The organism is Streptomyces sp. SAT1, from assembly GCF_001654495.1.
GTDB lineage: Bacteria > Actinomycetota > Actinomycetes > Streptomycetales > Streptomycetaceae > Streptomyces > Streptomyces andamanensis.
This window is the reverse complement of sequence record NZ_CP015849.1, coordinates 5,299,135-5,323,006: the sequence shown is the minus strand read 5'-3', so window position 1 is coordinate 5,323,006 and position 23,872 is coordinate 5,299,135. Positions and strand designations below refer to the sequence as shown.

Sequence of the window (23,872 nt, the reverse complement as noted above, 5' to 3'; positions counted from 1 at the left end):
ACATGAGTCTCCAGCCGGGTGACGCCCTCACCTCACATAATTTCGGCCTCCAGATCGACGGTGTCATGGTCGAGTACCTGGCCGAGGTCAGCGGCCTGAGCATCGAGCAGGACGTCATCACCTACCAGCAGAACACCCCCAACGGCCAGAACGTGGTCAAGAACCTGCCGGGTGTGAAGAAGAACGGCACCTGCACGGTCGTCCGCGGTATGACCCAGTCGGCCTCGTTCACCCAGTGGATCAACGAGTCCATCAACGGCCAGATGACCACGGCACGCAAGAACGCCTCGATCATCATGATGGACTTCCAGAACAACCCGGTGAAGCGCTACCACCTGCGCAACGCCTGGTGCAACAAGATCGACGCGAGCACGGTCAAGGCGGGCGAGGCCGCCGCGCTGACCGAGACCGTGACGATCGCGTTCGAAGAACTGGTCATCGAATAATGCGGCGTACGGCCGGCCGGACCGGCGGTGCCGTCGCGTGGGCCGGCCAGGACGCGGCGGAGCCCGCGCCGGAGCCGGCGGCCCAGCAGCCGCCGGACCGGCAGTCCGCCCCGCAGCAGTCCGCGCCGCAGCAGCCCCTGCTCCAGGAGCCGCTGCGCACCGAGTTCCCCTTCCAACTGCCCCGCGGGTACGTCGACGAGTCCGGCACCGTCCACCGTGACGGTGTGATGCGGCTGTCGACGGCCCGGGACGAACTCGTCCCGCTGCGGGACGTGCGCGTGCAGGAGAACCCGGCGTATCTGTCGGTGGTGCTGCTGGGCCGGGTCATCACCCGGCTCGGCACGCTGCCGCTGGTGCACGACGGGATCGTGGAGAACATGTTCGCCTCGGACCTGGCGTTCCTCCAGGACTTCTACCGGCAGATCAACGCCGAGGGCCACACCAGGGCGGGCGTGCGGTGCCCGCACTGCTCGGAGCCCTTCGAGGTGGAACTCGGCGGGAGCCGCCTGGGGGAATCGTGACGTACGCGACCGACCGGCTTCAGGAGGAGATCGCGTACGTGGCCTACCACTTCCACTGGAGCCTGGAGGAGATCCTGGATCTGGAACACCACGACCGCCGCCGGTACACGGAGGCCATCGCGTCCCTGGTGACGCGGGCCGGAGCGGAGGGCTGACACGTGGGATTCCTGGACCGGCTCGACCGGCGGGACCGGCTGCGCGGCCGGCGCTCCGCCGCGGGCGGCGACGGCGCGGGCAAGGGCGTGCCGAGCGTCACCGCCGCGGCGGACACGGTGGCGCAGGCGGCACCGTCCGCGCCACCGCCGGCCGACAAGGCCCCGGCCGCGCCGGACGCGCGGCCGGCGGTGGCGCCCTCCTGGATCGGACTGCCTGCGATCCAGCGAGCCCTTGGCCCGAACCCGGGCGGCGTGGCCGACTCCGGGTTCGGCGGGCGGCTGCCCACCTGGCAGAACCCGTCGTTCACGGCGACGGTGTCCCACGCCGTCCTGGACGGCCGCACCAGCGCCGTCCTCGGCGGCGGCCCGGCGGCGCACCCGGTCCCGGCCTCTCCGGTGACCGGCCTGGAACGCCCCGCGCCCGCCCTGCCGTCCGCCTCCGCCCCTGGTTCGTCACCCGTGGCACAGCGGGCGCCCGCGGTACCGCTGCGGTTCCTTCCGCCGCGGACGCCGGGCGGGAGGGGCGGGCCGGGCGGACCCGGTACGACCGGCGCGTCCGTCGCTTCGCCGGTCGCGTCCGGTGGTGCGGTGCGTGCGGCGGCCGGTTCGCCCGCGCGCGCCACGCCGGGGGGCGTGGCGCGCGGCGGGTCCATGACGGGCGGCGCGGGGCGACCGGCGGGGGTGCCTGTCGCCACCTCGTCCGCCCGTTCTGCCTCGTCCGTCCCGTCCGCGCTGTCTTCTGGGTCTGCCCCGTCTTCTTTGCCTTCTCCGTCTTCCCCGTCCTCCCCGGCCGGTGGTCCGGTCGTCTCGCCGGCCGTGCCGCCGGTGGGTGCTTCGGGCGCCGGCCCGAGCGCTGCTCCGGTCGGCAACGCGGCCGGTACTCCGACCGGTGCGTCGGTCGGCTCCTCGCCGGGGACACCCGGCGCGTCTCCCGGTGCGGCCTCGGCCGTCCGGGGTGCTCCTGTGCCGGGGCGGTCCGGCAGGTCTCCTTCCCCCTCGGCCGGGGCCTCCGCGCCGGGGGGCTCCGGTGCGTCCGCCTCCGGCCCGGCTCCTTCCGCCGCCGTGCCCGCGCCTGCGACTCCCGCCGCCCCGGCGCCCGCCGTGCAGCGGGCCGGTACGGGCCGTCGGCGGCGGCGCGGCGCGGCGTCCGGACCGGTCGCCGCGAAGGCACCGGCGGCTTCCGGCGCTTCCGCCGCTTCCGCTGCTGCCTCCGGTTCCGCTTCCGCCTCCTCCGGTACGTCCCCGACGCCGTCGGCCGACGGTGCTACGGCGGTGCAGCGGGCGGGCGACCAGGGAGGACCGGCGGCCACCGCCCCGGCCTCAGCGGCAGCCTCGGTCCCGGCATCCGCACCCGCCGCTGCCGCGTCCACGCACTCCACCCCCGCCGCCGTGCCCGTGGTGTCGCCGCTGGCTCCGTCCTCCGGACCCGCCACGGCACCGCCTCCCCTGCCCGTCTCCGGTCCCGGGCTGCGTCCCGTCTCCTCGAACGCACCGGCCGGGCCCGGTTCGCTGACCCGGGCGCAGCGGAGCGGCCCGGCGGTCCAGCGGCGCTCGCTCCCCGTCGCCCGGCAGGACCCCGCCCCTTCGGGCAGCGGTGCCCCCGAGGCCCGCAAGGCGCCCGCCGGGAACGGTTCGACGGTGTCCGCCCCGCACCCGACCGCGCCCACCGCCGCGCCGAGCCTGAGCGGCGACACGGCACCGGCGGCCGTGCAGCGTTCCGTGTCCTCGTCCTCCCCCGGCGGTACGTCCTCCAGCACCACCGTCCGCGACGCGGCCGGGGATCCCGCAGGGGCGGCCGGACAGGCTCCCGCGGTGCAGAAGTCGACCGCCTCCCCCGCGCTCCCGCCCGCCACCGGCAGCACCCCCGCCTCCGCACCGGCCCCGAACGGGCCGGGCCGGACCTCGGCGAACGCGGCGCCGAGCACGGCGAACGCCCCGGCCCCGGCGGCGACTCCGTCCACCGGCACGGGCGCGGTCCGGTCACCGGGTTCGGCGCCGGCCTCGGGCCCCGGACCGGTTTCGGTCGCGCGCAAGGCCACGCCTAGGGGACAGGCTGCGACGCCGTCTCCGAGCCCGGCACCGGCTCCCGGCCCGGCGTCCGCACCGACTCCGGGCCCGGCAGCGGCTTCTGGTTCCGCTTCCGCTTCCACTCACACTCCTGGTTCCGCGCCGCCTTCGGCCGCGGGTGCGCGAGCGGCATCCGGCCCAGCATCGGGATCGACCTCACCCGCTGCCCCTGCCCCTGCCCAGCAGTCGGCCACGTCCTCGGCGCCGGCCACCCGCGTGTCCCCTCCCGCGCGTCAGGGAGGAACTCAGGGCGTCCAGGGCGCCGTACAGCGCCGCACGTCGCCGTCCCAGAGCGGTCGTACGCCACTGCCGGGCGCCCCCGCGACGGCACCCGCCGCCCCGCAGCGCCCCACCACCGCCTCGCCCGCGACCGCGTCCGCACCGGCACCCACCCGGACCGCCGACACCCCGGCGCCGCCCCGGGCGAACGAGACCCGCCCCGCCACCGCTCCCACCCGGAGCAGCGGCACCCCGCACACCCCGTCCGCCGACACCCCCGTACAGCGGAGCGCGGCGAGTTCGACGCCGCCGGCCGCCACCGGCCCCACGGCCGCCCCGCAGCCCACCGCGTCCGCCACCGCCCCGCGCCCGGCGGCCACCTCGGGCCAGAACGCCCCGGCGCCCGTGCCGGTCGTCCAGCGGCGCGGCAACAACCGCCGTGCGCCCCGCCCGGGTCTGGGTGCGCCCGTGTCCTCGCGGTCCGCCACTCCGCCGGGCCCACGGCCCCGGACGGACGCACCGGCCGGTACCGAGGCGACGACCCCGGCGCCCCAGGCCCCGGCCGCACCGGCACGGCGTTCACCGCTCGGCGCGCCCATGAGCGCGCTCCCCACGGACTCCGCGCCCGTCAGCAGCGTCCCGAGCGCCCCGCGCACGCCCGCACCGCCCTCGGCCGCCCTCCCCTTCCCGCCCGTACCGCTGCCGACAGCGGAATCACCCCTTCCTGCCTCCGTACCGCCCACCGTCCAGCGCAGCGTCCGGCACCCGGCCCCGGCCCCGGCCGCGCTGCCGACACCACCGGCCGCCCCCATGCCCGGCCCCGCGTTCGCCGCCGGGCCCGCGCCCGCGGCCCCCGCGGGTGCCCCCACCGGCCGCCCCCTCCCGGTGGCACGTCTCGCGTCCCGCCCCTTCCCGTCTCCCGTACCGGCGCCCGGCGCCACACCTCCCGCCCCGGCATCCGGCCCTGTACCGGCACCGGCACCGGCACCCGGGCCGATATCCGCACCGATGCCCACCGCCGCGTCCGCCCCCACCTCCCCCACCACGTCCGACCCCGCCCTCCCCCCGCTCCCCGTCGTCCAGCGCTTCTGGAAGAAACCCTCGAAGCCGTCGAAGCCGTCGACAATGTCGGCCCCCGGCAACTCGGTCACGAGCGCCCATTCCGCCCCGGCGGCTGCCGCCGCCGTCGCGAACACGCTGCCGCACAGGCCGCCGCCGCACCGCGCCGACGGCCCGCCGCCCCCGTACGCGCCCCCCGCCACCAGCACGACCGCCGCCTCAGCGCCGGAACCGGTGTCGCAGCCGGCGCCCCCGGAGTACAGCGGGGTCCCGGCGGGCGCGTTCGACCCGAGGGAGCTGACCGACTTCCAGCTGGACGAGCTGGTGCACCGGATCATCGGCCGGATCACCCGGCTGATCCGCACCGAACTCCGCATGGACCGCGAACGGATCGGCAGACTCCGCGACCCCCGCCACTGACCGGCGACCGGCGCGCCTCGCGCGGCCACCGGCCGGGAGCGTCCGGCACGACAGCAACGAAAGAAAGGCCCACCCTCGATGTCCCGCCAGGACCCGGGCTCCACCATCTGGTTCACCCTCAGCATCGACGGCGAGAGCCTCGGCTACTTCAACGGCTGCGAGGGGCTGTCGTCCCAGGTGGAGGTCGAGCACCGCCAGGAGGGCGGCAACAACGGCTTCGTCTGGCAGCTGCCGACCCGTGTCACGTTCTCCACGATCCGGCTGACCCGTCCGCTCACCCCCGACACCACCAAGGTCGCCAAGTGGATCTCGTCCGTGCAGACGGGCATCAAGCGGCCCACCGCGCACATCGCGGCGCTGCGCGCGGACGGTTCGGTGGTGGCGCGCTGGGGACTGCTGGAGGTGCTGCCGGTGAGCTGGACCGGTCCGACGCTCGACCCGGCGAGCCCGTCCGTGGCGACGGAGGTCCTGGAGATCGCCCACCACGGATTCACGGACTGAACGGACTGAAGGGCACAGGACGACATGGCCAAAGGCAAGAGCGGCGCGGGCAAGAGCCTGGTGCGGGCCACGCTCGCGATCCACGAGCCCCCCGTGGGTGACAGCACGTCACCCGGTGGCATCATCAAGACGTTCGACTTCGACTTCAACCCCGCGCAGCTGTCGCTGACCCGGCGCGCCGAGTGGAAGGCCACCCCCGCGCAGATCGAACGGGACGGCCCGCTCCCGGAGTTCATGGGCGCGCTGCCGCGGGAGATGAATGTGGAGATCTTCCTGGACTCGTCCGACGAGCCGACGAGCAACACGGTGCTGAAGAAGGTGGAGTCGCTGCTCGACTGCTGCGAGGTGACCAGCGCCAGCCGGGCCGCGAAGAAGCCGTCGCCGCCGTGGGTGGTGTTCGGCTGGGGGTCGTTCTCGACGGCCCGGTTCGCGGCGTACGTCAGCTCGGTGGAGGCCAACTACACGCTGTTCGGGACGACCGGTGTGCCCATCCGGGCCACCTGCCGGCTGCATCTGCACGAGATCCCGAACGCGACGATGGGGCAGAACCCGACCTCCGGCGCGCTCACCGCGCAGCGCGTGCACCGGGTCGTGGCGGGCGACTCGCTCCAGTCGCTGGCCTGGCGCGAGTACGGCAACGCGTCCGCCTGGCGGGCCATCGCCGAGGCCAACGGCATCGACGACCCGGGCACGCTGCCCAACGGCGTGGAACTCGTGCTGCCCGCCGCCGAGGAGGTGCGTTCCTGATGGTGCGTCCCGCGCTCTCCAGTGTCGTCGACGTCAAGATCGGCGGCGCCAAACTGCCCATCGAGTTCTCCCGTGCCCTGGTGGACTGCTCGGTCGACCAGGGCGTCGGGGTGCCGGCCGCGTTCCGGCTGACCTTCCGCGACCCGTACCGCAAGCTGCTCGGCAAGCTGGGCATCACCTTCGGCACCAAGGTGGTGCTGGCGCCGGTCTCCGACGGCAAGGGCGCCGGGGATCCGCTGCTGACCGGCGAGGTCACCGGTCTGGAGGCCGACTACGACGGCACCGGCACCTTCACCGTGATCCGCGGCTACGACCTCGGGCACCGTCTGCTGCGCCAGCGCCGGGTGGCCGCGTACCGCAACCAGAGCGCCTCCGACATCGCCCGCAAGCTGGCCGCCCAGGACGGCGTGCCCGTCGGACGGATCGAGTCGACGCGGACGGTGTACGAGTTCATCAGCCAGTCCAACGTCACCGACTGGGACTTCCTCGCCCGGCTGGCCGACGAGAACGAGATGGTGATGTCGGTCGACGCGGACGGGAAGTTCCAGTTCGCCAAGCCGAAGCCGTCCTCCGGGGCGCCCTCGCCGCACACGGAGGGCGACAAGAGCCCGTTCGTGCTCCAGGCGGGCCACGACATCCTGCGGCTGCGGGCCGCGGTGACCGCCGCCGACCAGGTCGGCAAGGTCGAGTCGCGCGGCTGGGACGTGACGACGAAGAAGAAGCTCACCTCGACCGCGCCCGCGGTCGACAACCCGGCCGTCAGCATCGGCACCACCCCGGGCGCGGCCGCCGGGAAGTTCAAGACGGCCAAGCTGGTCGAGACGGGCACGCCCTACGACAAGCAGAACGAGGTGAAGTTCGCGGCCGACGCGCTGGCCGACGACGTGACCGGGGCGTTCGCCGAGCTGGAGGTCGTCGCGCGCGGAAATCCCAAGCTGCGGCCGGGAGTTCCGGTGGCGCTCTCCGACGTCGGGGTGCCCTTCGAGGGCAAGTACACGGTGACGTCGGTGCGGCACGTGTTCGGCGACGGCAAGCACTACGAGGTGTGGGTGACGGTCAGCGGCCGGCAGTGGCGTTCGCTGTACGGGCTCGCCTCGGGCGGCACGGAGACCGCGCCCCGGCTGCCCAGCGTGGCCAACGCGCTGGTCACCGACGTCAACGACCCGCTGAAGCAGGGCCGGGTGCGGTTGCAGTTCCCGTGGCTGGACGACAGTTACGTCAGCGACTGGACGCGTACGGTGCAGATGGGCGGCCTCGGCGGGGGCGGGGTGTTTCCGATGGACGTCAACGACGAGGTGCTGGTCGCCTTCGACCGGGGCGCGCTGGACCATCCGTTCGTCATCGGCGGGCTCTACAACGGGCGGGACAAGCCGACGGCGGTCGGTGACGTGCCGCTGCACGACACCGTGCGCAAGAAGGCCAGCCGGCACACCGTCTCCGACCGGGACGGCAACCGCATGGACCTGCTCAGCCAGAAGACGAGCGGGCGCAAGCAGGGCGTGCGGCTGGTGACCGGCGACAAGCAGCTCACCGTGAACCTGGACCGGACGAACACCGAGATCGTGGTGGACAGCAAGGGCTCGGTCAGCATCAAGGGCAGCCGCTCGGTGAGCGTGGAGGCGGGCACCGATCTGAGGCTGAGTGCCCGGCGCAACCTGTCCATCCACAGCGGCGGCACCCTCGACATCCGCGGCGGCGCCGTGGTCGGCATCAAGGCGGCGGGCGTGCTGTCGGTGGACGCGGGCGCCGCCCTGAACATGAAGGCCGCGGCCGCCGTGAACCTGAGCGCGCTCGCCAGCGTGCAGATCAACGCCGTGGCCAACGTGGGCATCCGGGCCGTCACCGTGCCCATCATGGGCGTCCTGACGTCCAACGGCATGCCGGTGATGGTGATCCCGGCGTGAACGATGTGAGCGATGCGAGCGGTGTGAACGGCGCGGACAGTGTGAACGGTGTGAACGGCGCGGGCCGTGTGCGGGGAACGCGGGGGTGGTGGTGATGGCGGAGCAGTTCGTCGGGTCCGGCTGGTCGTTCCCGTTGCGCATCGGGCCCACCGGCGGGATCGCGCTGGTCAGCGGGGAACGAGAGATCGAGGAGGCGATCCGCCTGGTGCTGTCCACGTCACCGGGCGAGCGGCCGATGCGCCCCGACTTCGGCTGCGCCATCCACGACCTGGTGTTCGCCCCGGTCAACGAGCAGACCGCGGGCCGCATCCAGCACGAGGTGTACATCAGCCTGGACCGCTGGGAGCCGCGGATCGAGGTCACCGACGTCGAGGTGACCGCGGGCGGCGACCAGGGCGTCCTCTACATCGACGTGCGCTACGCGATCCGCGGCACCAACAACCCGCGCAGCCTCGTCTTCCCGTTCTACGTCATTCCGTCCCACGACGAGCCGGGGGACACCGCCCCGGCTCCGGAAAGCGATCGCTGATGGCCCTGCCCTCCCCCAACCTCGACGACCGCCGCTTCCAGCAGTTCGTCGACGACGCCAAGCGCTACATCCAGCAGCGCGCCCCGGAGTGGACCGACCACAACGTCTCCGACCCGGGCGTCACCCTGGTCGAGACGGTCGCCCACATGGCCGACCAGATCGTCTACCGGCTCAACCGGGTGCCGGAGAAGAACCACCTCGCCTTCCTCGACCTGGTCGGGATCACGCTGTTCCCTCCGTCGGCGGCCCGTACGGACGTCACGTTCTGGCTGTCCGCGCCGCAGGAGGAGCCGGTGGCGGTGCCGGTCGGCACCGAGGTGGCGACCGTGCGCACCGAGAGCGAGGAGGCGGTGGTCTTCGCCACCGAGCGCGAACTGTCCGTGGTGCCCTGCTCGTTGCGGCACATCCTGGTGCAGCACCGGGGCGAGGCGGCGGTCGACCGCACCCATGACCTCGCCGCCGAGGACAAGGACCTGCTCTGCTTCGCGGAGTCCCCGAACCCGGGCGACTGCATGCTGCTCGGCCTGTCGGCCGCGGTGCCGCACAACGCGCTCGCCCTGGACCTGGACAGCCGGGTCGACGGTGTCGGCGTGGACCCGCGGCAGCCGCCGCTGGTGTGGGAGGCGTGGACGGCGGACGGCTGGCAGCTGTGCGAGGTGGACCGGGACGGCACCGGTGGCCTGAACCGGCCCGGCGAGGTGGTGCTGCACATCCCCGGCGGGCACGTGCTGTCCCGCAACGCCGGCCAGGAGGCGGGCTGGCTGCGCTGCCGGGTCACCGAGCCGCAGCCCGGACAGCCCTTCTACACCACCTCCCCCACGGTGCGCGCCGCCGAGGCGTTCACCATCGGCGGGACCACCGCCACCGTGCACGCCGAGACGGTCTACGACGAGGCGCTCGGCGAGTCCACCGGGCTGCCCGGACAGCGGCTGCGGCTCGCGCACGCGCCGGTCGTCGGGGACGACCCGCCGGTGCTGCTCCAGACCGCCGAGCACGACGGCTGGACGGACTGGCGGGTGGTGCCGAACTTCGCGGCCTCCGGCCCCGGCGACCGGCACATCACCCTGGACGCTGCGACCGGCGAGATCTCCTTCGGCCCGGCGGTGCGCGAACCGGACGGCTCGCTGCGCCAGTACGGGACGGTCGCGCCCAAGGGCTCCCCGATCCGCGCCCGCCGCTACCGCACCGGCGGCGGCCGGGCGGGCAACGTGGCGCGCGGCGCCGTGCAGATCCTGCGCACCTCCATCCCGTACGTCTCCGAGGTCGTCAACCGCGAGGCCGCGCGCGGCGGTGTCGACGGGGAGACCGTGGAGGAGGCGAAGGTCAGGGCGCCGATCACGCTGCGCGCCCAGGAGCGCGCGGTGACGCTGCGGGACTACGAGGAGCTGGCCCGCCGCGCCGCCCCGGAGACGGCGCGGATCACCTGCCTGGAGGGCGAGGAGGGCGAGCACGGGGCGTACGCGGTACGGGTGCTGGTGGTGCCGCAGGCGGTGCCCGACCCGGGCGGCCGGCTGCGCTTCGAGCAGCTCGTGCCCGGCGACGCGCTGCTGGACCGGATCACCCGGCACCTGGACGAACGGCGCCTGATCGGGACCCGGCTGGCGGTCGGTCCGCCGTACTACCAGGGGGTGACCGTGGTGGCCACGGTGCACGCGTTCCGCGGGGTGGACACCGACCGGGTGCGGCGCGAGACGCACGACGCCCTGTACCGGCACCTGGATCCGCTGACCGGCGGGGCGAACGGCACGGGCTGGCCGTTCGGGCGTCCCGTGCAGTCCGGCGAGGTGTTCGCCGTGCTCCAGCGGGTGCCGGGCGTGGAACTGGTCGACCAGGTGGTCCTGCACGCGGCCGACCCGCTGACCGGCAAGCGCGGCGAGGCCACCGACCGCATCGACCTGTCCGCGCCGTCCCTCGTCTTCTCCTTCGACCACCGGGTGCGTGTGATCGGGGACGGTGCCTGATGCGCGGTTCCATCGACGGTCTGGGGTCGTCGGCGCCGATCGGCATGATGCTGCCCGCGGTGTTCGCCGACGACGATCTGGCGCAGCGGTTCGTCGGCGGTCTCGACGAGGTGATCGCGCCGATCCTGAGCGTCCTCGACTGCCTGGACTCCTACTTCCGGCCGTCGCTCGCCCCGCAGGACTTCACCCAGTGGCTGGGCGGCTGGGTGGGCGCGGAGACGGACGGCACCGAACCCGAGCCGCTGCTGCGGGCCGCGGTGGCCGCCGCCGCGCATCTGCACCGCATCCGCGGCACCCGGCGCGGTCTCGCCCAGGCGGTGCGGCTCGCCTTCGGCGTGGAACCGGAGATCACCGAGAGCGGGGCCGCCGACTGGAGCGCCCGCCCGCTGGGCCCGGTCCCCGGCGAGGTGCGCCCCCGGCTGCACGTGCACGTGCGGCTGCCCGACCCGACCCCCGCGGACCGGCACCGCCTGGACTCCCTGGTCGCCGCCGCCCGCCCCGCCCACATGCCGTACACGGTGCAGGTGTCCGCGGCCGAGTCCGCCGTACCCGCCGAACCCGCCGAACCCGCCGAACCCGCCGAAAGGATCCCCGAGAGATGACGACCCCCCAGAACTGCGCCGAATGCGGCACCCGCGCGGAGCCGGGCCAGTCGTTCTGCGACGCCTGCGGGGCGGTCCTGAGCTGGACGGGTCCGGCGGCGTCCCGCGTGCCCGCGCCGGCCGGGCCGGCGGACGCGTCGCGGGGCCGCGCCGAGGACGCGTCCGACGCGGCACCGGCGGCGCCCTCCGGCGGCTCCGGAAGCTCTGGCGGCTCTGGCGGCTCTGGCGGCTCCGGTCACGCTCCGGCGGACACCTCCGTCCGCGACTCCGCTCCGTCCGGACCGTCCGCGGCCCCCGCCACCCCGGCCCCGGAGGGTGCCGTGGGCACCGCGCCGGAGCCGCGGCCGCTGCCCGCCCAGGGCGCCGCTCCCGGTCCCGACCGGTCCGAGGAGGACGACACGCTCCCGGGTCTGCGCATCATCCCGGACCCGGCGGCAGCGCCGCCCCCGCACGACCCGTACCGCCAGCCGGCCGCGCCCCACGCACCCCAGGGCGCCCCCTTCGCGGGCGACCCGGAGGCGACCGTCCCGCAGCCGCCGGCCGCGCAGTTCCCCGACGGTGCTCCCATGCCCGGCGCCCCCGCGCCCGGTGGCCCCGAGGACCCGGCGGAGCGGGCCCGCCGCCTGCTCATCCCGGTCTCCGACCCGCAGGCCCCATCCGCCCCGGAACCCGCCGTGGCGCCGGTGCTGCCCGGCCGCCCCGCCCCGCAGCGCCCGCAGGCCGTACGCGCCCCGGGCGAGGAACTCGGCCTGGACGGCGGTCTCCCCTGCCCCTGGTGCGGCACCCGGAACCGGCCCGAACGGCACTACTGCACGCGCTGCGCGATGCCCATGGCCGGTGACCGGCAGGCCCCGGGGCGGCTGCCCTGGTGGCGACGGCTGACGCGGGCCGGCGACCGCGAGGCGCCGTGGGCGGGCGACCGTCCCCGGCTGCGCCGCGCCTTCGACCGCGTACTGGCCTGGGTGGGCGCGGCGATCGTGGTGACCCTGCTGATCGTGGCGGCCGTGAACATCCCCAGCGGTGTCCAGGCGACCCGCGACCACTTCGCCAAGCGCGCCCCGGTCGCCCCCGACACCTACCGCGCCTCCCGCTCGTACCCGGGCCACAAGCCCGACCTGGCCTTCGACAAGATCAACAACACCTGGTGGGGTCCGGGCGTCGCCGACTCGGGCAAGGGCCAGTGGGTCGAGGCCCACTTCAACGAGCCGACGCGGCTGCTGAACATCATCATCACGCCGGGCCAGTCCATCCGCGCCGACCAGCTCTCCAAGTCCGCGCTCCCGCACCGCGTCCAGGCCCTGATCACCACGGCCGACGGCAAGACCACCACCCGCGACCTCGTCCTCGACCAGGGTCCGGGCCCCCAGCCCCGCGCCTTCCGCTTCGGCAAGGTCATCGCCGTCCGCTTCACCATCGAGTCCGCCTACCAGCCCAGCCCCGACAAGCAGGTCTCCATCGCCGAGATCGAATTCCTCGGCCCGTCCCACTCGAACGGAAGCTGACCCGCACCAAGCCCCCGGCCACAACGCACCACACCGCGAACACGGGACCGCCGCTCTTCCCCCGGAGCGGCGGTCCCGGCATGAGCGGCCGACGATCCGCTTTCCTGTGCAACACGATGGACCCGGCCCTCCGGATCAATGTCTAATGACGGCAGTTGCGCACGGGGAGGGGGACGTCTCGGGTGGATACGCCGGAATTAGTCTCGAAAGTCCTGGACATTCTGGCCCAGGGCGCCGGAAGTGCCGCGTCGGCGGCGGGCAGCAGCGCGGCGCAGGCGTTGATCGCGGCACTCCGCGAACGGCTGAGCGGCACAGAGGACGGCCTCGCCGCGCTGGACGCGTTCCTGGGGGACCCGGGCGATACGGCGGGCGCGACGGCGGCACGGGCGGTCCTGGAACGGCAGGTGGCCGCCGACCCCGGCTTCGGTCGGCTTCTGGCGGACCTGACACAGGCGGCCGAGCCGTCACCGCAGACGATCACGCACAGCGTGGTGATCAGTGACAGGGCCAGGGTCACCCGCAGCCAGATCTCACTGGGACCGCTGACCGTCAACAACAACGCGCAGGGCCGACTGCTCCTCGCCGTGCTCGCCGTCGCCCTCGTGGCCCTGATCGCCCTGGCCGGATACGGCGGCGCCCGAGTGTTCACCGACAAGGACGAGGGGTCGGGCCCGGTGACCGGCGGCCACGGAGCCTCGAAATCGCCCGCCGCCACATCCACCGCATCCGCCACCACCCCCACCGCCCGACCCTTGCCCCCCACCCAGGCGACAGCCGACGCGATCCTCCCCGACCGAGCAGCCCTGGAGGGAACGGAATTCGAAAGCTCCCCCGACGCCTACTTCCCCGACGGCGAGCGGAGCGACTACCAGGGAACGATCTGCGGCGACTACCCCGAACTGTGCGCGCATCGGGTACATGCCGGGGCCGCGGGCGGCTACGCCCCCAACGACCTCTCGGAACAATCAGGGTGGCACGCCGAACTCCAGGTCCTGGCCCACGAATCCGAGGCGGACGCCGAACGCACCTTTGCCGCCCTGGCGGACACAACCAGGAACGGCACCTCGACCAAGATCAAGCCCGACCCCTCGGCGTACACACCGCCGGAAAACTCCCGCCTCGGCGACGAATTCGCCAGCTACAGGACCCTCTGGGAAGGACAGGACCTAGGGATCATGTGCGTGATCCGCCGCGGACCGTACATCGCCCTGATCACCCAGGAGAAGGACGGCGGCGCGGCGGTCCTGGACAACACCACGCAGACCCGGCTCAACACCCTGATGCTGCGCCGCATGGACGAGGCCCTCTCCGGCACCACACCGCACACGGCGCTGCGCGAGGTCCAGAGCACCTACTGACGTCCACACCACCGCACTCGTCACCCGCGCCGGCCCCTCACGCACGCCGTACGGAAGGCCGAGCAGGAACGGTCCATGCCACTCTGGACCCGCAGGCGGATACAGCCGATGTATCGAAGGAGGCCATTTTTTCCTCTTCCAAATATTCGGCGCCGCGCACACTCATAAATTGCCCGACGAATTACGCCGTCGATCAATCGGTGCGGTCACCCAGGCCCAGCACCTGTGGAGAGTCGCTGGGAAAGTTCCTGGGCATGCCCGGTACATCGATGACCCGCCCATAGACGCGAGCCAGGAACTCTACGGCACCGACCGGGAACTCGAACCACTCACCGTTGTCCGTGCGGATGACTACCGGCCATTTCTCCGGGTCCGCAGGGCTCGTTTTCCAGTAGAAGGCGTCCCCCGAATTGGACTCCGCCCAACTGACCAGCCCTCCCGGCCCGGGATAAGGGACGTATTCTTCGGCGTCGCCCATCTCGTACAGATCCTGGAGGATTTCGTCCTCAGTGCGCCCGGATGCCCATAGTGCCTCCTCGCCGGGTACGGGAAGGGACACCATGAGGAAGTCATCGATGACGAGAGCCGGGTACGCCTCCGAGAACGAACGGAAGTCGGAGGGCAAGGCCACCCCCAGGGCCGCCTCAAGGGCAGCCCAGTCCACCTCACGCCTCCCAGACACACGCCACCGCGTCATCGCCGGGAGCGCGGCCTCCAGTTCTTCGACCCTCAGCATGTCGTCTGCCAATCCGGACTGTTCCGCACCACAACGTTACTGATCCGGTGAACAGGTTCTCGTTCACCCAATCACCGTCCACCCTGTCACCGATGATATGCGTGCGGTCGAAGATGGCCCCTCTACCGCTATCGTCCCTCTTAGCTCCTATGGGCTTGTAGTCGTGCGGGCAGACCAACGCGGTCACCCCTTGGGCACGGCCTACCCCATCCAGCGACTGATACCGGAACCGCGCCGCCTCAGACGTCATCTCACTTGGTGAGCCTGTGGTGGCAGATGAGAGTGCAGTCGATACTGGTGAAGGCCAGGAAGTGCTCGGCTTTGCGCTCGTAGCCTCGGTGCAGGCGGCGGCATCCGGCGAGCCAGGACATCGTGCGCGCAGCGGTCCCGCGATGACGGCCCAGACGGGTCGGGGAATCGATGCCCCTTGCGGGGCGATTCGGCGCCTGATGCTGCGGCTGCGTATCCATCGCCGCAGGTGGTCGTAGTCGTATCCCGCGGCCCGCATGTTCACCGAGTCGATCGCGCAGCGGGACCGGTCCAGCTCGCCACGGGCACCGAGCTCATCGGAAGTCAGGCAGTGGAGTTTCGCCCAGAACTTGGCCTTCGACCACTCCGTGAGCCGCTGGTGGGCGGTGGCACCCGAGGGCCCGAACGAGCCAAATGAGATGACGTCTGAGGCAGCCGATGCCGTCATAGCGGTGGCCGCTCCTGCCGGCAGTTGTCGTGCGGGCGGTCATGCGGCCGTCGCTGTCTTAGGTGTAGCCGGAGGCGCCGCCGGGGCCGTCAGCGGTGAGGAGGGCGTCGGCCGCGGTGTTCAACGAGCACCTAATGTTGCGCCAACAAGCCGGTACTGCAACGACGTTCGTTCATGCCACGTACTCGCGGGGTGACATCGAGAGGGATCGATTGCGTACTTGAGAAGGTCGGCGAAGGTCTCAAAGAAGGAACTGCTGCCTTCGCCGCCGACCCACCACCAGCGCTCCGGCAGGTCGAGCATGAACACTCCCTGCGACACGTCCCTGTTCACCGACACCGGGAAGAGCGTTACGTCCTCGGGTAGACCGACATCCGCCGGGATACCGGTGTCCCTGAGACCGTCCAGGAAACGGAGCGATGCCGCGCCCATGCCGTCTTCTTCCCTCCAGTCCTTGCAGCCGAAGAGAGGCATGGTGAGGTGGAAGCCGTCCAGGCCGTCGGAGAGGGAGAGAAACGTACGATACCCGGCCTCCAGCTGCTGCCCAGCCCTCACCTCCAGCGCGCGCACCTGCTGTGGGCCCGCAGGCGGATACAGGCGAGGTATCGGAAAGAGGCCGACGGGGTCCTCCTCCAAGTATTCAACGACGCGCACACTCATCAATTGACCGATCAACCGAGGAATATCCATGATGTGCTCCTTTCTACGGGCGGCTAATTCGGCAGATGTTGTGAGGACCCTTCGTGACTGTTCCGGTCACGCGCTCCGTGGTGTAGGTGCTGGGGTCCTTGTCCACGCCCGCATAGTAGAAGCCGTTCGGGCGATATCCCACGGCGTATTTCTGGGCGTATGAGCCGACCGCATGTGGAGTGATGATGATCACGGGATATTCGACAGGAAATGCTGGCATCACCGAACCGTGATCGCTCACCCTCAGAACCGCACCGCCCCCGCCCCCGCCTCGCGCCCTACAACCCCACCAGCGTGTTCCACCGCTTGGCGAACTCGACGCGTTCCGTGGAGGTGATGTCGCGGGCGATGGCCAGGCGGCGGCGCATGGTGGTGTCGGGGAAGATGAGGGGGTTCTCGGCGAGGGCGGCGGTGTCCTCGTCGTCGGAGGCGGCGAGGATGTCCTGGGCGGCGGGGACCGGGCAGACGTAGTTCACCCAGGCGGCCAGTTCGGCGGCGACCTCGGGCTGGTAGTAGTAGTCGATCAGGCGCTCGGCGTTGGCCTTGTGGTCGGCCAGGTTGGGGATCATCAGGGAGTCCGACCAGAGTTCGGCGCCCTCCTCGGGGACGACGAAGCGGATGTCGGGGTTGTCGGCCTGGAGCTGGATCACGTCGCCGGAGTACGCCTGGCAGGCCAGGACGTCGCCGCTGACGAGGTCCTTGGTGTAGTCGTTACCGGTGAAGCGGCGTATCTGGCCGCGGGCGAGCTGCCGCTCCACTTGGTCGCAGACCCGGTGGAAGTCGTCCGCCGTCCATGTGCGGATGTCGACGCCGTCGGCCTGCATCAGCAGGGCGAACGCCTCGTCGAGGCCGGAGAGCAGGGTCACCCGGCCCTTGAGGTCGCGCGCCCACAGGTCGGCGACGCGGTGGATGTCCCGGCCGAGCTTGCGGCGGTTGTAGGCGATGCCGGTGATGCCGGACTGGTAGGGCACGGTGAACTTGCGCCCGGGGTCGAAGGCGGGTGAGCGCAGCAGCGGGTCGAGGTGGCGGGCGACGTTCGGCTGCCGGGCGCGGTCCATCTCCTGCACCCAGCCCAGGCGTACGAAGCGCGCGCACATCCAGTCGCTGATGACGACGAGGTCGCGGCCGGGCTTCTGGTGGTTCATCAGGGACGGGCTGATCTTGCCGAAGAACTCGTCGTTGTCGTTGATGTCCTCGGCGTAGTGGACGGAGATCCCGGTGCGCTTCTGGAAGGCTTCCAGGGTGGGCCGCCGGTTGGGGTTCTTGTCGTCGGTGTCGATGTAGAGCGGCCAGTTCGACCAGCTCAGCCGCTTGTCGGTGGCGGAGGTGTCGGTGGCGGCGCGGTCGCCGGGGCTGACGTAGGCGGCGGGGACCCCGCATCCGGCGAGCGCCCCGAGCACGGCGGTGCCGCCGAGGGCGCGCAGCAGCGAGCGGCGGGAGGGCGGGGCCGGTGTGCGCGGCGGGGTGCGGAACGGGGGCGTCAGCGGTGTCCGGGGCATCCCCGCAGCATGCCGCCCGCTTCCCCGCCGGACAATCGACGCTCCGTCGAGCCCGGCGGGGGCTTCCCGACACCTTGTCGATCCCGGCGGCGTACGGGAACACGGCGACGCCGAGGCCGTACGGCCGCCCCCCCGCACGAGAGCGCACCGCGGCCCCGGACGGTCCGTCCTCCGTCCGGGGCCGCGGTGCGGGCCAGGGGTGCCGGCTGCCGGCTGTACGAGTCGTAAGGTCGCGTACGGGTCGTACGGGCCGTACGGGTCGTGTACGCGTCGTACGGGCTCAGCCGTCCAGCGACGTCATCACGTGCTTGATGCGCGTGTAGTCCTCGAAGCCGTACGCGGACAGGTCCTTGCCGTAGCCGGACTTCTTGAACCCGCCGTGCGGCATCTCGGCGACCAGCGGGATGTGGGTGTTGATCCACACGCAGCCGAAGTCGAGCTTCTTGGACATCCGCATGGCGCGGCCGTGGTCCTTGGTCCACACGGAGGAGGCGAGCGCGTACTCGACGCCGTTGGCCCACTCGACGGCCTGGTCCTCGTCGGTGAAGGACTGGACGGTGATGACCGGGCCGAAGACCTCCCTCTGGATGATCTCGTCGTCCTGCTTGAGGCCGGAGACGACGGTCGCGGCGTAGAAGTAGCCCTTGTCGCCGACCTGGTGGCCGCCGGCCTCGACCTTGGCGTGGGCGGGCAGCCGCTCGATGAAGCCGGCCACCTGCTTGAGCTGGTTCGGGTTGTTCAGCGGGCCGTACGCCACGTCCTCGTCGTCGGGCCGGCCCGTCTTCGTGTCCTCGGCGGCCTTGGCGAGCGCGGCGACGAACGCGTCGTGGACCGACTCCTGGACCAGCACGCGGGTGGCGGCGGTGCAGTCCTGGCCGGCGTTGAAGTAGCCGGCCTCCGAGATCCCCGCGACCGCCTTGTCGATGTCGACGTCCTCGAAGACCACGACGGGGGCCTTGCCGCCCAGCTCCAGGTGGACGCGCTTGAGGTCCTTGGAGGCGGACTCGGCGACCGACATGCCGGCGCGCACGGAGCCGGTGATGGAGGCCATCGCCGGGGTGTCGTGCTCGACCATGAGGCGGCCGGTGTCGCGGTCGCCGCAGACGACGTTGAAGACGCCCTTGGGCAGGACCGAGCCGATGATGTCGGCGATCAGGACGGTGGAGGCGGGGGTGGTGTCCGACGGCTTGAGCACGACGGTGTTGCCGGCCGCGAGGGCGGGGGCGAACTTCCAGACGGCCATCATCATCGGGTAGTTCCACGGCGCGACCTGCGCGCAGACACCGATCGGCTCGCGCCGGACGATGGAGGTCAGCCCCTCCATGTACTCGCCGGCCGAGCGGCCCTCCAGCATCCGCGCCGCGCCCGCGAAGAAGCGGATCTGGTCGACCATCGGCGGGATCTCCTCGGAGCGGGTCAGCCCGATGGGCTTGCCCGTGTTCTCCACCTCGGCCGCGATCAGTTCCTCGGCGCGCTCCTCGAAGGCGTCCGCGATCTTCAGCAGCGCCTTCTGCCGCTCGGCCGGGGTGGTGTCGCGCCAGGCCGGGAAGGCCGCGGCGGCGGCCGCCATGGCGGCGTCGACGTCCGCCTGACCGGACAGCGGCGCGGTCGCGTACGCCTCTCCGGTCGCGGGGTTGACCACCTCGGTGGTCCGTCCGTCGGCGGCGTCCCGGAACTCACCGTCGATGTAGTTGCGCAGACGACGCAGCTCGGTGCTCACTGCCGGCCCTCCTGGTGGGTCAAGGTGTCCATTGGCTGAGACACCCACCCTAGTCCGCCTGCTGACGTTTTCAACACCCCCGACCCAACGACTTCTGCGAAATCCGTATGTCTCGACGTTCCAAACAACGAATTTCATCGATTCGGGCTTGCGGAACTGTCGAGACGTCGTGCACAGTGAGGACGTGGCCAGTCGAAGCGCAGAGCAGAGGGACTCGTCCCGCGAGTCCCGCACCGGGAACGGCACCCCCCAGCTGGACGCCGTCTCCCTCGCCATCATCCAGCAGCTCCAGGAGGACGGCCGCCGTCCCTACGCGGCGATCGGCAAGGCCGTCGGCCTCTCCGAGGCGGCCGTGCGCCAGCGCGTGCAGAAGCTGCTGGACCAGGGCGTCATGCAGATCGTCGCCGTCACGGACCCGCTCACCGTGGGCTTCCGCCGGCAGGCGATGGTCGGCGTCAACGTCGAGGGTGATGTCGAGGCCATCGCGGACGCGCTGACTGACATGTCGGAAGTCGAGTACGTGGTGATGACCGCGGGCTCGTTCGACATCCTCGCCGAGATCGTCTGCGAGGACGACGACCACCTGCTGGACGTCATCAACAAACGCATCCGGGCGCTGCCCGGGGTGCGCTCCACCGAGAGCTTCGTTTATCTGAAGCTCAAGAAGCAGACCTACATGTGGGGAACCCGATAACCGTGAGCAAGGACCTCAGCCGAACCGCGTACGACCACCTGTGGATGCACTTCACCCGCATGTCCTCGTACGAGAACGCCCCCGTGCCGACCATCGTGCGCGGTGAGGGCACCTACATCTACGACGACCAGGGCAAGCGCTACCTGGACGGCCTCGCGGGCCTGTTCGTGGTCCAGGCCGGACACGGCCGCACCGAGCTGGCCGAGACCGCGTTCAAGCAGGCGCAGGAGCTGGCCTTCTTCCCCGTGTGGTCGTACGCCCACCCCAAGGCCGTGGAGCTGGCCGAGCGCCTGGCCGACTACGCGCCGGGCGACCTGAACAAGGTCTTCTTCACCACCGGCGGCGGCGAGGCCGTGGAGACCGCCTGGAAGCTCGCCAAGCAGTACTTCAAGCTGACCGGCAAGCCCACCAAGTACAAGGTCATCTCCCGCGCGGTCGCCTACCACGGCACCCCGCAGGGCGCCCTGTCCATCACCGGCCTGCCGGGCCTGAAGGCCCCCTTCGAGCCGCTGGTGCCGGGCGCGCACAAGGTCCCCAACACCAACATCTACCGCGCCCCGATCTTCGGCGACGACCCGGAGGCGTTCGGCCGCTGGGCCGCCGACCAGATCGAGCAGCAGATCCTCTTCGAGGGCCCGGAGACGGTCGCCGCCGTCTTCCTGGAGCCGGTGCAGAACGCGGGCGGCTGCTTCCCGCCGCCGCCCGGGTACTTCCAGCGGGTGCGCGAGATCTGCGACCAGTACGACGTGCTGCTCGTCTCCGACGAGGTCATCTGCGCCTTCGGCCGCCTGGGCACGATGTTCGCCTGCGACAAGTTCGGCTATGTCCCGGACATGATCACCTGCGCCAAGGGCATGACCTCGGGCTACTCCCCGATCGGCGCCTGCATCATCTCCGACCGCCTGGCCGAGCCGTTCTACAAGGGTGACAACACCTTCCTGCACGGCTACACCTTCGGCGGCCACCCGGTCTCCGCCGCGGTCGGCCTCGCCAACCTCGACCTGTTCGAGCGCGAGGGCCTCAACCAGCACGTGCTGGACAACGAGGGCGCGTTCCTGTCCACCCTCCAGAAGCTGCACGACCTGCCGATCGTCGGCGACGTCCGCGGCAACGGCTTCTTCTACGGCATCGAGCTGGTGAAGGACAAGAACACCAAGGAGTCCTTCAACGACGAGGAGACCGAGCGCGTCCTGTACGGCTTCCTCTCCAAGGCGTTGTACGACAACGGCCTGTACTGCCGGGCCGACGACCGCGGCGACCCGGTCGTCCAGCTCGCACCGCCGCTGATCTCCGATCAGGAGACCTTCGACGAGATCGAGCAGATCCTGCGCGCGGTGCTGACGGAGGCATGGACCAAGCTGTGACCCACGGGTCACGGGTCACCGTGAGCGCCCACTGAGGCGCGTACCTCCGATCAGATGATCATCACAGGCCCCGGTGCCGTCCGTTCGAGTGGGAAACGGCGGCCCGGGGCCGTGTGTTGTCCGGCCTCCCGGCCTCGGCTGCCTAGCGTGACGTGACCGATCGGCTCCGCCTTCGTTCCCCCGTACGGAGGATTCGTACGGAGAACGGGCACGAGGGATCCCCGGACCCGCACGGCACCCCGCGCGGCATTCCTGATCCGAACCGAGGTGTACGCCATGGTGGCCCCGCCGGACAACGACGTACTCTGGGCACGCGCCCTGCACTACACCCACAAGGACGGCTCCCCCGCCCTCTGCGGCGTCTCGCTCGGCGTGCGCCAGGGCGAGATCCTCGCGGTCGCCGGACCGAGCGGCAGCGGCAAGACCACTCTGCTGCGCTGCCTGTCCGGCACGGTGCGGGTCCGCGAGGGCGAGGTCTGGTTCAACAGCGCCCCCGTGCACACCCTCGGCCCGCTCGCCCGGGAGCGGCTGCGCCGGGACCGCTTCGCCTGGGTCGACCCCGCCCCCGCCCTCGTGCCCGAGCTGAACGTCTGGGAGAACACGGCGCTGCCGCTGATGCTGCGCGGCGGCGGGCGGCGCCGCGCCAAGGTGGCCGCCCTGGAGTGGCTGGAGCGCCTGGACGTCGGCGAGCTGGCCCGGCGGCGCCCGCACCAGCTGCGCCAGGCCGAACGCCAGCGCGTGTGCATCGCCCGCGCCCTCGCCACCGCGCCCACCGTGCTCTTCGCCGACGAGCCGACCGCCCCGCTGCACCGCGCCGACCGTGCCCATGTGCTGCGCACCCTCACCACGGCGGCCCGCTCGCACGGCATCACCGTGGTGCTGGCCACCCACGACGCGGAGACCGCCGCCCTCGCCGACCGCACGGTGGCCCTGCTCGACGGGCGGTGCGTGAAGACCGTGCACCTGCCTCCCGCGGGCGACGCGACGGAAGGCCGGGCGGCGTGCTCGCTCTCCGTCTGACCCGAGTCGCCCGGCCCGCCGTCCAGCTGCGCCGCCTGGCGGTGGTGGCCGCGTCGGCGGGCACCGGCTTCCTGCTGCTGTCGAGCCTGGCCTACGCGCTGGCCCACCCGGAGCACTCCGGCGCCGCGCTGCTGCGGCTCTCCTGGTGCGCGGCACCGCTGGCCGCCACCGTGTACCTGACCGTCGCCGTGGCCCGCACCGACCCGGGCACCCGGCCGCGCACCGCGCTGTCCGCGCTGGGGCTGGGGCCGGGCCGCCTGATGGCCGTCTCGGCGGTCACCAGCGCCGTGTGCTGCACGATCGGCTGCCTGTTCGCGCTGCTGGCCTTCCTGCATCTGCGCGGCGACCTGACCGGCCTGCCCCTGGACGGCGCCGCCTCCCGCTTCCTGGCCGCGCGCAAGCGGCTGCCGGTGCCGGGGACGCTGACGCTGCTGGCGACCGTCCCGGCCCTGGCGTCGGCGGCGGTGGCCTGGTCCCTGCGCCCGCGCGAACCCCGGCCCGCGCCGCGGCCGGGCCGGGCCTCGGCCGCCGGCCCCACGGCCACCGGTTCCACGGCCGACGGGACCGCGGCCGACGGTTCCGCGGCCGGGAGCGCCGCGACCGGCGGATCGACGGCCGGGAGCGCCGCGTCCGCCGGGCCGACGGCCGGCGGCCTCGCCTCCAGGGCGGAGCCCGGAGCGGCCCCCGCCCCGGACGCGCCCGAGGACGACAGCGACCCGCACCGGCCGCTCCCGCCGCACCGGCCCCCCACCGGCCTGCCCTGGGGCGTCGCCGTCCTGGCCGTGGGCCTGACGGTCGAGGCCTACGCCGGCCGGAGCCCCTCCTCCCGCACGGCACTGCCCGGCGGACTGAGCGCCGACTCCGCGCCCGTCCTCGTCGGCTGGCTGCTGACCGCGCTCGGCCTCGCCCTGGCCGGACCCGCCCTCACCCACCTGTGCGGGCTGCTCCTCCAGGCGGTGCGCCCCGGCGCCGTACGCCTGCTCGCCGGGCGGGTGCTGATGGAGGAGGCGGGGCGCATCGGGCGCCCGCTGGGCGTCGTGTGCGCCGTGGCCTCCGGCGCGTACGCCGTGAGCGCGCTGTCCGGCGGCGCCGCGCCCTCCCCGGGCCCGCTGACCGCCCTCGGCGCTGCCCTCGTGGCCGGCTGCGCGGTGGCCGTGCTGCTCACCGCCGCCGTGGAGGCCCGGCAGTCGCGGGCCGCCACCATCGCGGCCCTGCGCAGGCTCGGTGCCCCCGGCGCCACGCTCCGCTCCGCCGCCGCGCTGCGCGCCGGGGCGCTGCTGGCCCTGTTCGTGCCCCTGACCCTGCTGATCGCCGCGCTCGCCGCCCTGCCGCTGACCCGCTGACCGGCGGGCGGCAGCGGGCGGGGGGGCGGGCCCGGAGGATTCCACCGAGGAGTCGGGCCCGGAGGGTTCCACCGATGAGTTCCGTGGCGCGCCCCGGTCCACCCTTCCGAACGGCACA

The 23,872-nt window shown here is 72.5% G+C and carries 21 protein-coding genes and 1 pseudogene; 16 read left to right on the top strand and 6 right to left on the bottom strand.

The genetic code is table 11. From position 1 onward, the window contains the following. The first annotated feature begins 2 nt into the window (after positions 1–2). From A8713_RS23110 to A8713_RS33855, 3 genes are read left to right on the top strand one after another with little or no spacing between them, the layout of a single operon-like run. Complete coding sequence (locus A8713_RS23110) at positions 3–446, top strand: phage tail protein (RefSeq protein WP_064535505.1); 444 nt, start codon at positions 3–5, stop codon at positions 444–446. After that, positions 446–967, top strand: a complete 522-nt coding sequence (locus A8713_RS23105; protein ID WP_064535504.1) for a hypothetical protein — start codon at positions 446–448, stop codon at positions 965–967. Before A8713_RS23110 ends, A8713_RS23105 begins: the two co-directional genes overlap by 1 nt. Beyond that, complete coding sequence (locus A8713_RS33855; RefSeq protein WP_018568006.1) at positions 964–1,122, top strand: DUF6760 family protein; 159 nt, start codon at positions 964–966, stop codon at positions 1,120–1,122. The genes A8713_RS23105 and A8713_RS33855 overlap by 4 nt, the downstream gene beginning before the upstream one ends. A gap of 2,312 nt (positions 1,123–3,434) precedes the next feature. On the opposite strand, the gene A8713_RS33270 is transcribed toward A8713_RS33855, so the two are convergent. Next, a complete protein-coding gene (locus tag A8713_RS33270) occupies positions 3,435–4,277 on the bottom strand; it encodes a hypothetical protein (RefSeq protein ID WP_159393115.1) in 843 nt (280 codons plus the stop codon). Between the two features lie 139 nt (positions 4,278–4,416). Between A8713_RS33270 and A8713_RS33265 the strand changes: the two genes are divergently transcribed. The 9 genes from A8713_RS33265 to A8713_RS33850 all read left to right on the top strand — a co-directional run bounded on the left by A8713_RS33265 (position 4,417) and on the right by A8713_RS33850 (position 13,991). Then, complete coding sequence (locus A8713_RS33265; RefSeq protein ID WP_159393114.1) at positions 4,417–4,887, top strand: extensin; 471 nt, start codon at positions 4,417–4,419, stop codon at positions 4,885–4,887. A gap of 78 nt (positions 4,888–4,965) precedes the next feature. Continuing rightward, on the top strand, positions 4,966–5,388 hold the full coding sequence (locus A8713_RS23090) for a phage tail protein (RefSeq protein WP_064535502.1): 423 nt from the start codon (positions 4,966–4,968) through the stop codon (positions 5,386–5,388). Positions 5,389–5,412: 24 nt separating this feature from the next. After that, positions 5,413–6,135, top strand: a complete 723-nt coding sequence (locus tag A8713_RS23085; RefSeq protein ID WP_064535501.1) for a CIS tube protein — start codon at positions 5,413–5,415, stop codon at positions 6,133–6,135. Beyond that, positions 6,135–8,039, top strand: coding sequence for a VgrG-related protein (locus A8713_RS23080; protein WP_064535500.1), 1,905 nt, complete (start codon positions 6,135–6,137; stop codon positions 8,037–8,039). The genes A8713_RS23085 and A8713_RS23080 overlap by 1 nt, the downstream gene beginning before the upstream one ends. A gap of 94 nt (positions 8,040–8,133) precedes the next feature. Beyond that, positions 8,134–8,568: a GPW/gp25 family protein gene (locus A8713_RS23075; RefSeq protein ID WP_026252564.1), complete on the top strand. Its 435-nt coding sequence runs from the start codon at positions 8,134–8,136 to the stop codon at positions 8,566–8,568. Next, complete coding sequence (locus tag A8713_RS23070) at positions 8,568–10,529, top strand: putative baseplate assembly protein (protein WP_064535499.1); 1,962 nt, start codon at positions 8,568–8,570, stop codon at positions 10,527–10,529. Before A8713_RS23075 ends, A8713_RS23070 begins: the two co-directional genes overlap by 1 nt. Then, the gene (locus A8713_RS23065; protein WP_064535498.1) at positions 10,529–11,131 is read left to right on the top strand and encodes a phage tail protein; all 603 of its coding nucleotides are present in this window, start codon (positions 10,529–10,531) and stop codon (positions 11,129–11,131) included. The genes A8713_RS23070 and A8713_RS23065 overlap by 1 nt, the downstream gene beginning before the upstream one ends. After that, positions 11,128–12,633, top strand: coding sequence for an NADase-type glycan-binding domain-containing protein (locus A8713_RS23060; protein WP_064535497.1), 1,506 nt, complete (start codon positions 11,128–11,130; stop codon positions 12,631–12,633). The genes A8713_RS23065 and A8713_RS23060 overlap by 4 nt, the downstream gene beginning before the upstream one ends. A gap of 182 nt (positions 12,634–12,815) precedes the next feature. Continuing rightward, a complete protein-coding gene (locus A8713_RS33850) occupies positions 12,816–13,991 on the top strand; it encodes a hypothetical protein (protein WP_173860895.1) in 1,176 nt (391 codons plus the stop codon). A gap of 193 nt (positions 13,992–14,184) precedes the next feature. Here the strand turns inward: A8713_RS33850 and A8713_RS23050 are convergent, their stop codons facing one another. The 5 genes and pseudogenes from A8713_RS23050 to A8713_RS23030 all read right to left on the bottom strand — a co-directional run bounded on the left by A8713_RS23050 (position 14,185) and on the right by A8713_RS23030 (position 19,333). After that, positions 14,185–14,739, bottom strand: coding sequence for an SMI1/KNR4 family protein (locus A8713_RS23050; protein ID WP_237305444.1), 555 nt, complete (start codon positions 14,737–14,739; stop codon positions 14,185–14,187). Positions 14,740–14,978: 239 nt separating this feature from the next. After that, positions 14,979–15,382, bottom strand: a pseudogene (locus tag A8713_RS34375) (IS5/IS1182 family transposase); the annotation flags it as partial. A 162-nt stretch (positions 15,383–15,544) separates the two neighbouring features. Further along, on the bottom strand, positions 15,545–16,114 hold the full coding sequence (locus A8713_RS23040; RefSeq protein ID WP_064535495.1) for a hypothetical protein: 570 nt from the start codon (positions 16,112–16,114) through the stop codon (positions 15,545–15,547). A gap of 278 nt (positions 16,115–16,392) precedes the next feature. Beyond that, positions 16,393–17,613, bottom strand: a complete 1,221-nt coding sequence (locus tag A8713_RS23035) for an ABC transporter substrate-binding protein (protein WP_064535494.1) — start codon at positions 17,611–17,613, stop codon at positions 16,393–16,395. A gap of 280 nt (positions 17,614–17,893) precedes the next feature. Continuing rightward, positions 17,894–19,333: a gamma-aminobutyraldehyde dehydrogenase gene (locus A8713_RS23030; protein WP_064535493.1), complete on the bottom strand. Its 1,440-nt coding sequence runs from the start codon at positions 19,331–19,333 to the stop codon at positions 17,894–17,896. A 169-nt stretch (positions 19,334–19,502) separates the two neighbouring features. On the opposite strand from A8713_RS23030, the gene A8713_RS23025 reads away from it, so the two are divergent. The 4 genes from A8713_RS23025 (at position 19,503) to A8713_RS23010 (ending at position 23,754) form a co-directional block, all read left to right on the top strand. Then, positions 19,503–20,027 (top strand): Lrp/AsnC family transcriptional regulator, encoded by a 525-nt coding sequence (locus A8713_RS23025; protein WP_018567992.1) that lies wholly within the window; start codon positions 19,503–19,505, stop codon positions 20,025–20,027. Next, positions 20,012–21,391 (top strand): aspartate aminotransferase family protein, encoded by a 1,380-nt coding sequence (locus A8713_RS23020; RefSeq protein ID WP_064535492.1) that lies wholly within the window; start codon positions 20,012–20,014, stop codon positions 21,389–21,391. Before A8713_RS23025 ends, A8713_RS23020 begins: the two co-directional genes overlap by 16 nt. Before the next feature lie 276 nt (positions 21,392–21,667). Beyond that, on the top strand, positions 21,668–22,411 hold the full coding sequence (locus A8713_RS23015; protein ID WP_064535491.1) for an ABC transporter ATP-binding protein: 744 nt from the start codon (positions 21,668–21,670) through the stop codon (positions 22,409–22,411). Continuing rightward, positions 22,393–23,754: a hypothetical protein gene (locus A8713_RS23010; protein ID WP_064535490.1), complete on the top strand. Its 1,362-nt coding sequence runs from the start codon at positions 22,393–22,395 to the stop codon at positions 23,752–23,754. Before A8713_RS23015 ends, A8713_RS23010 begins: the two co-directional genes overlap by 19 nt. Positions 23,755–23,872: the final 118 nt, after the last annotated feature.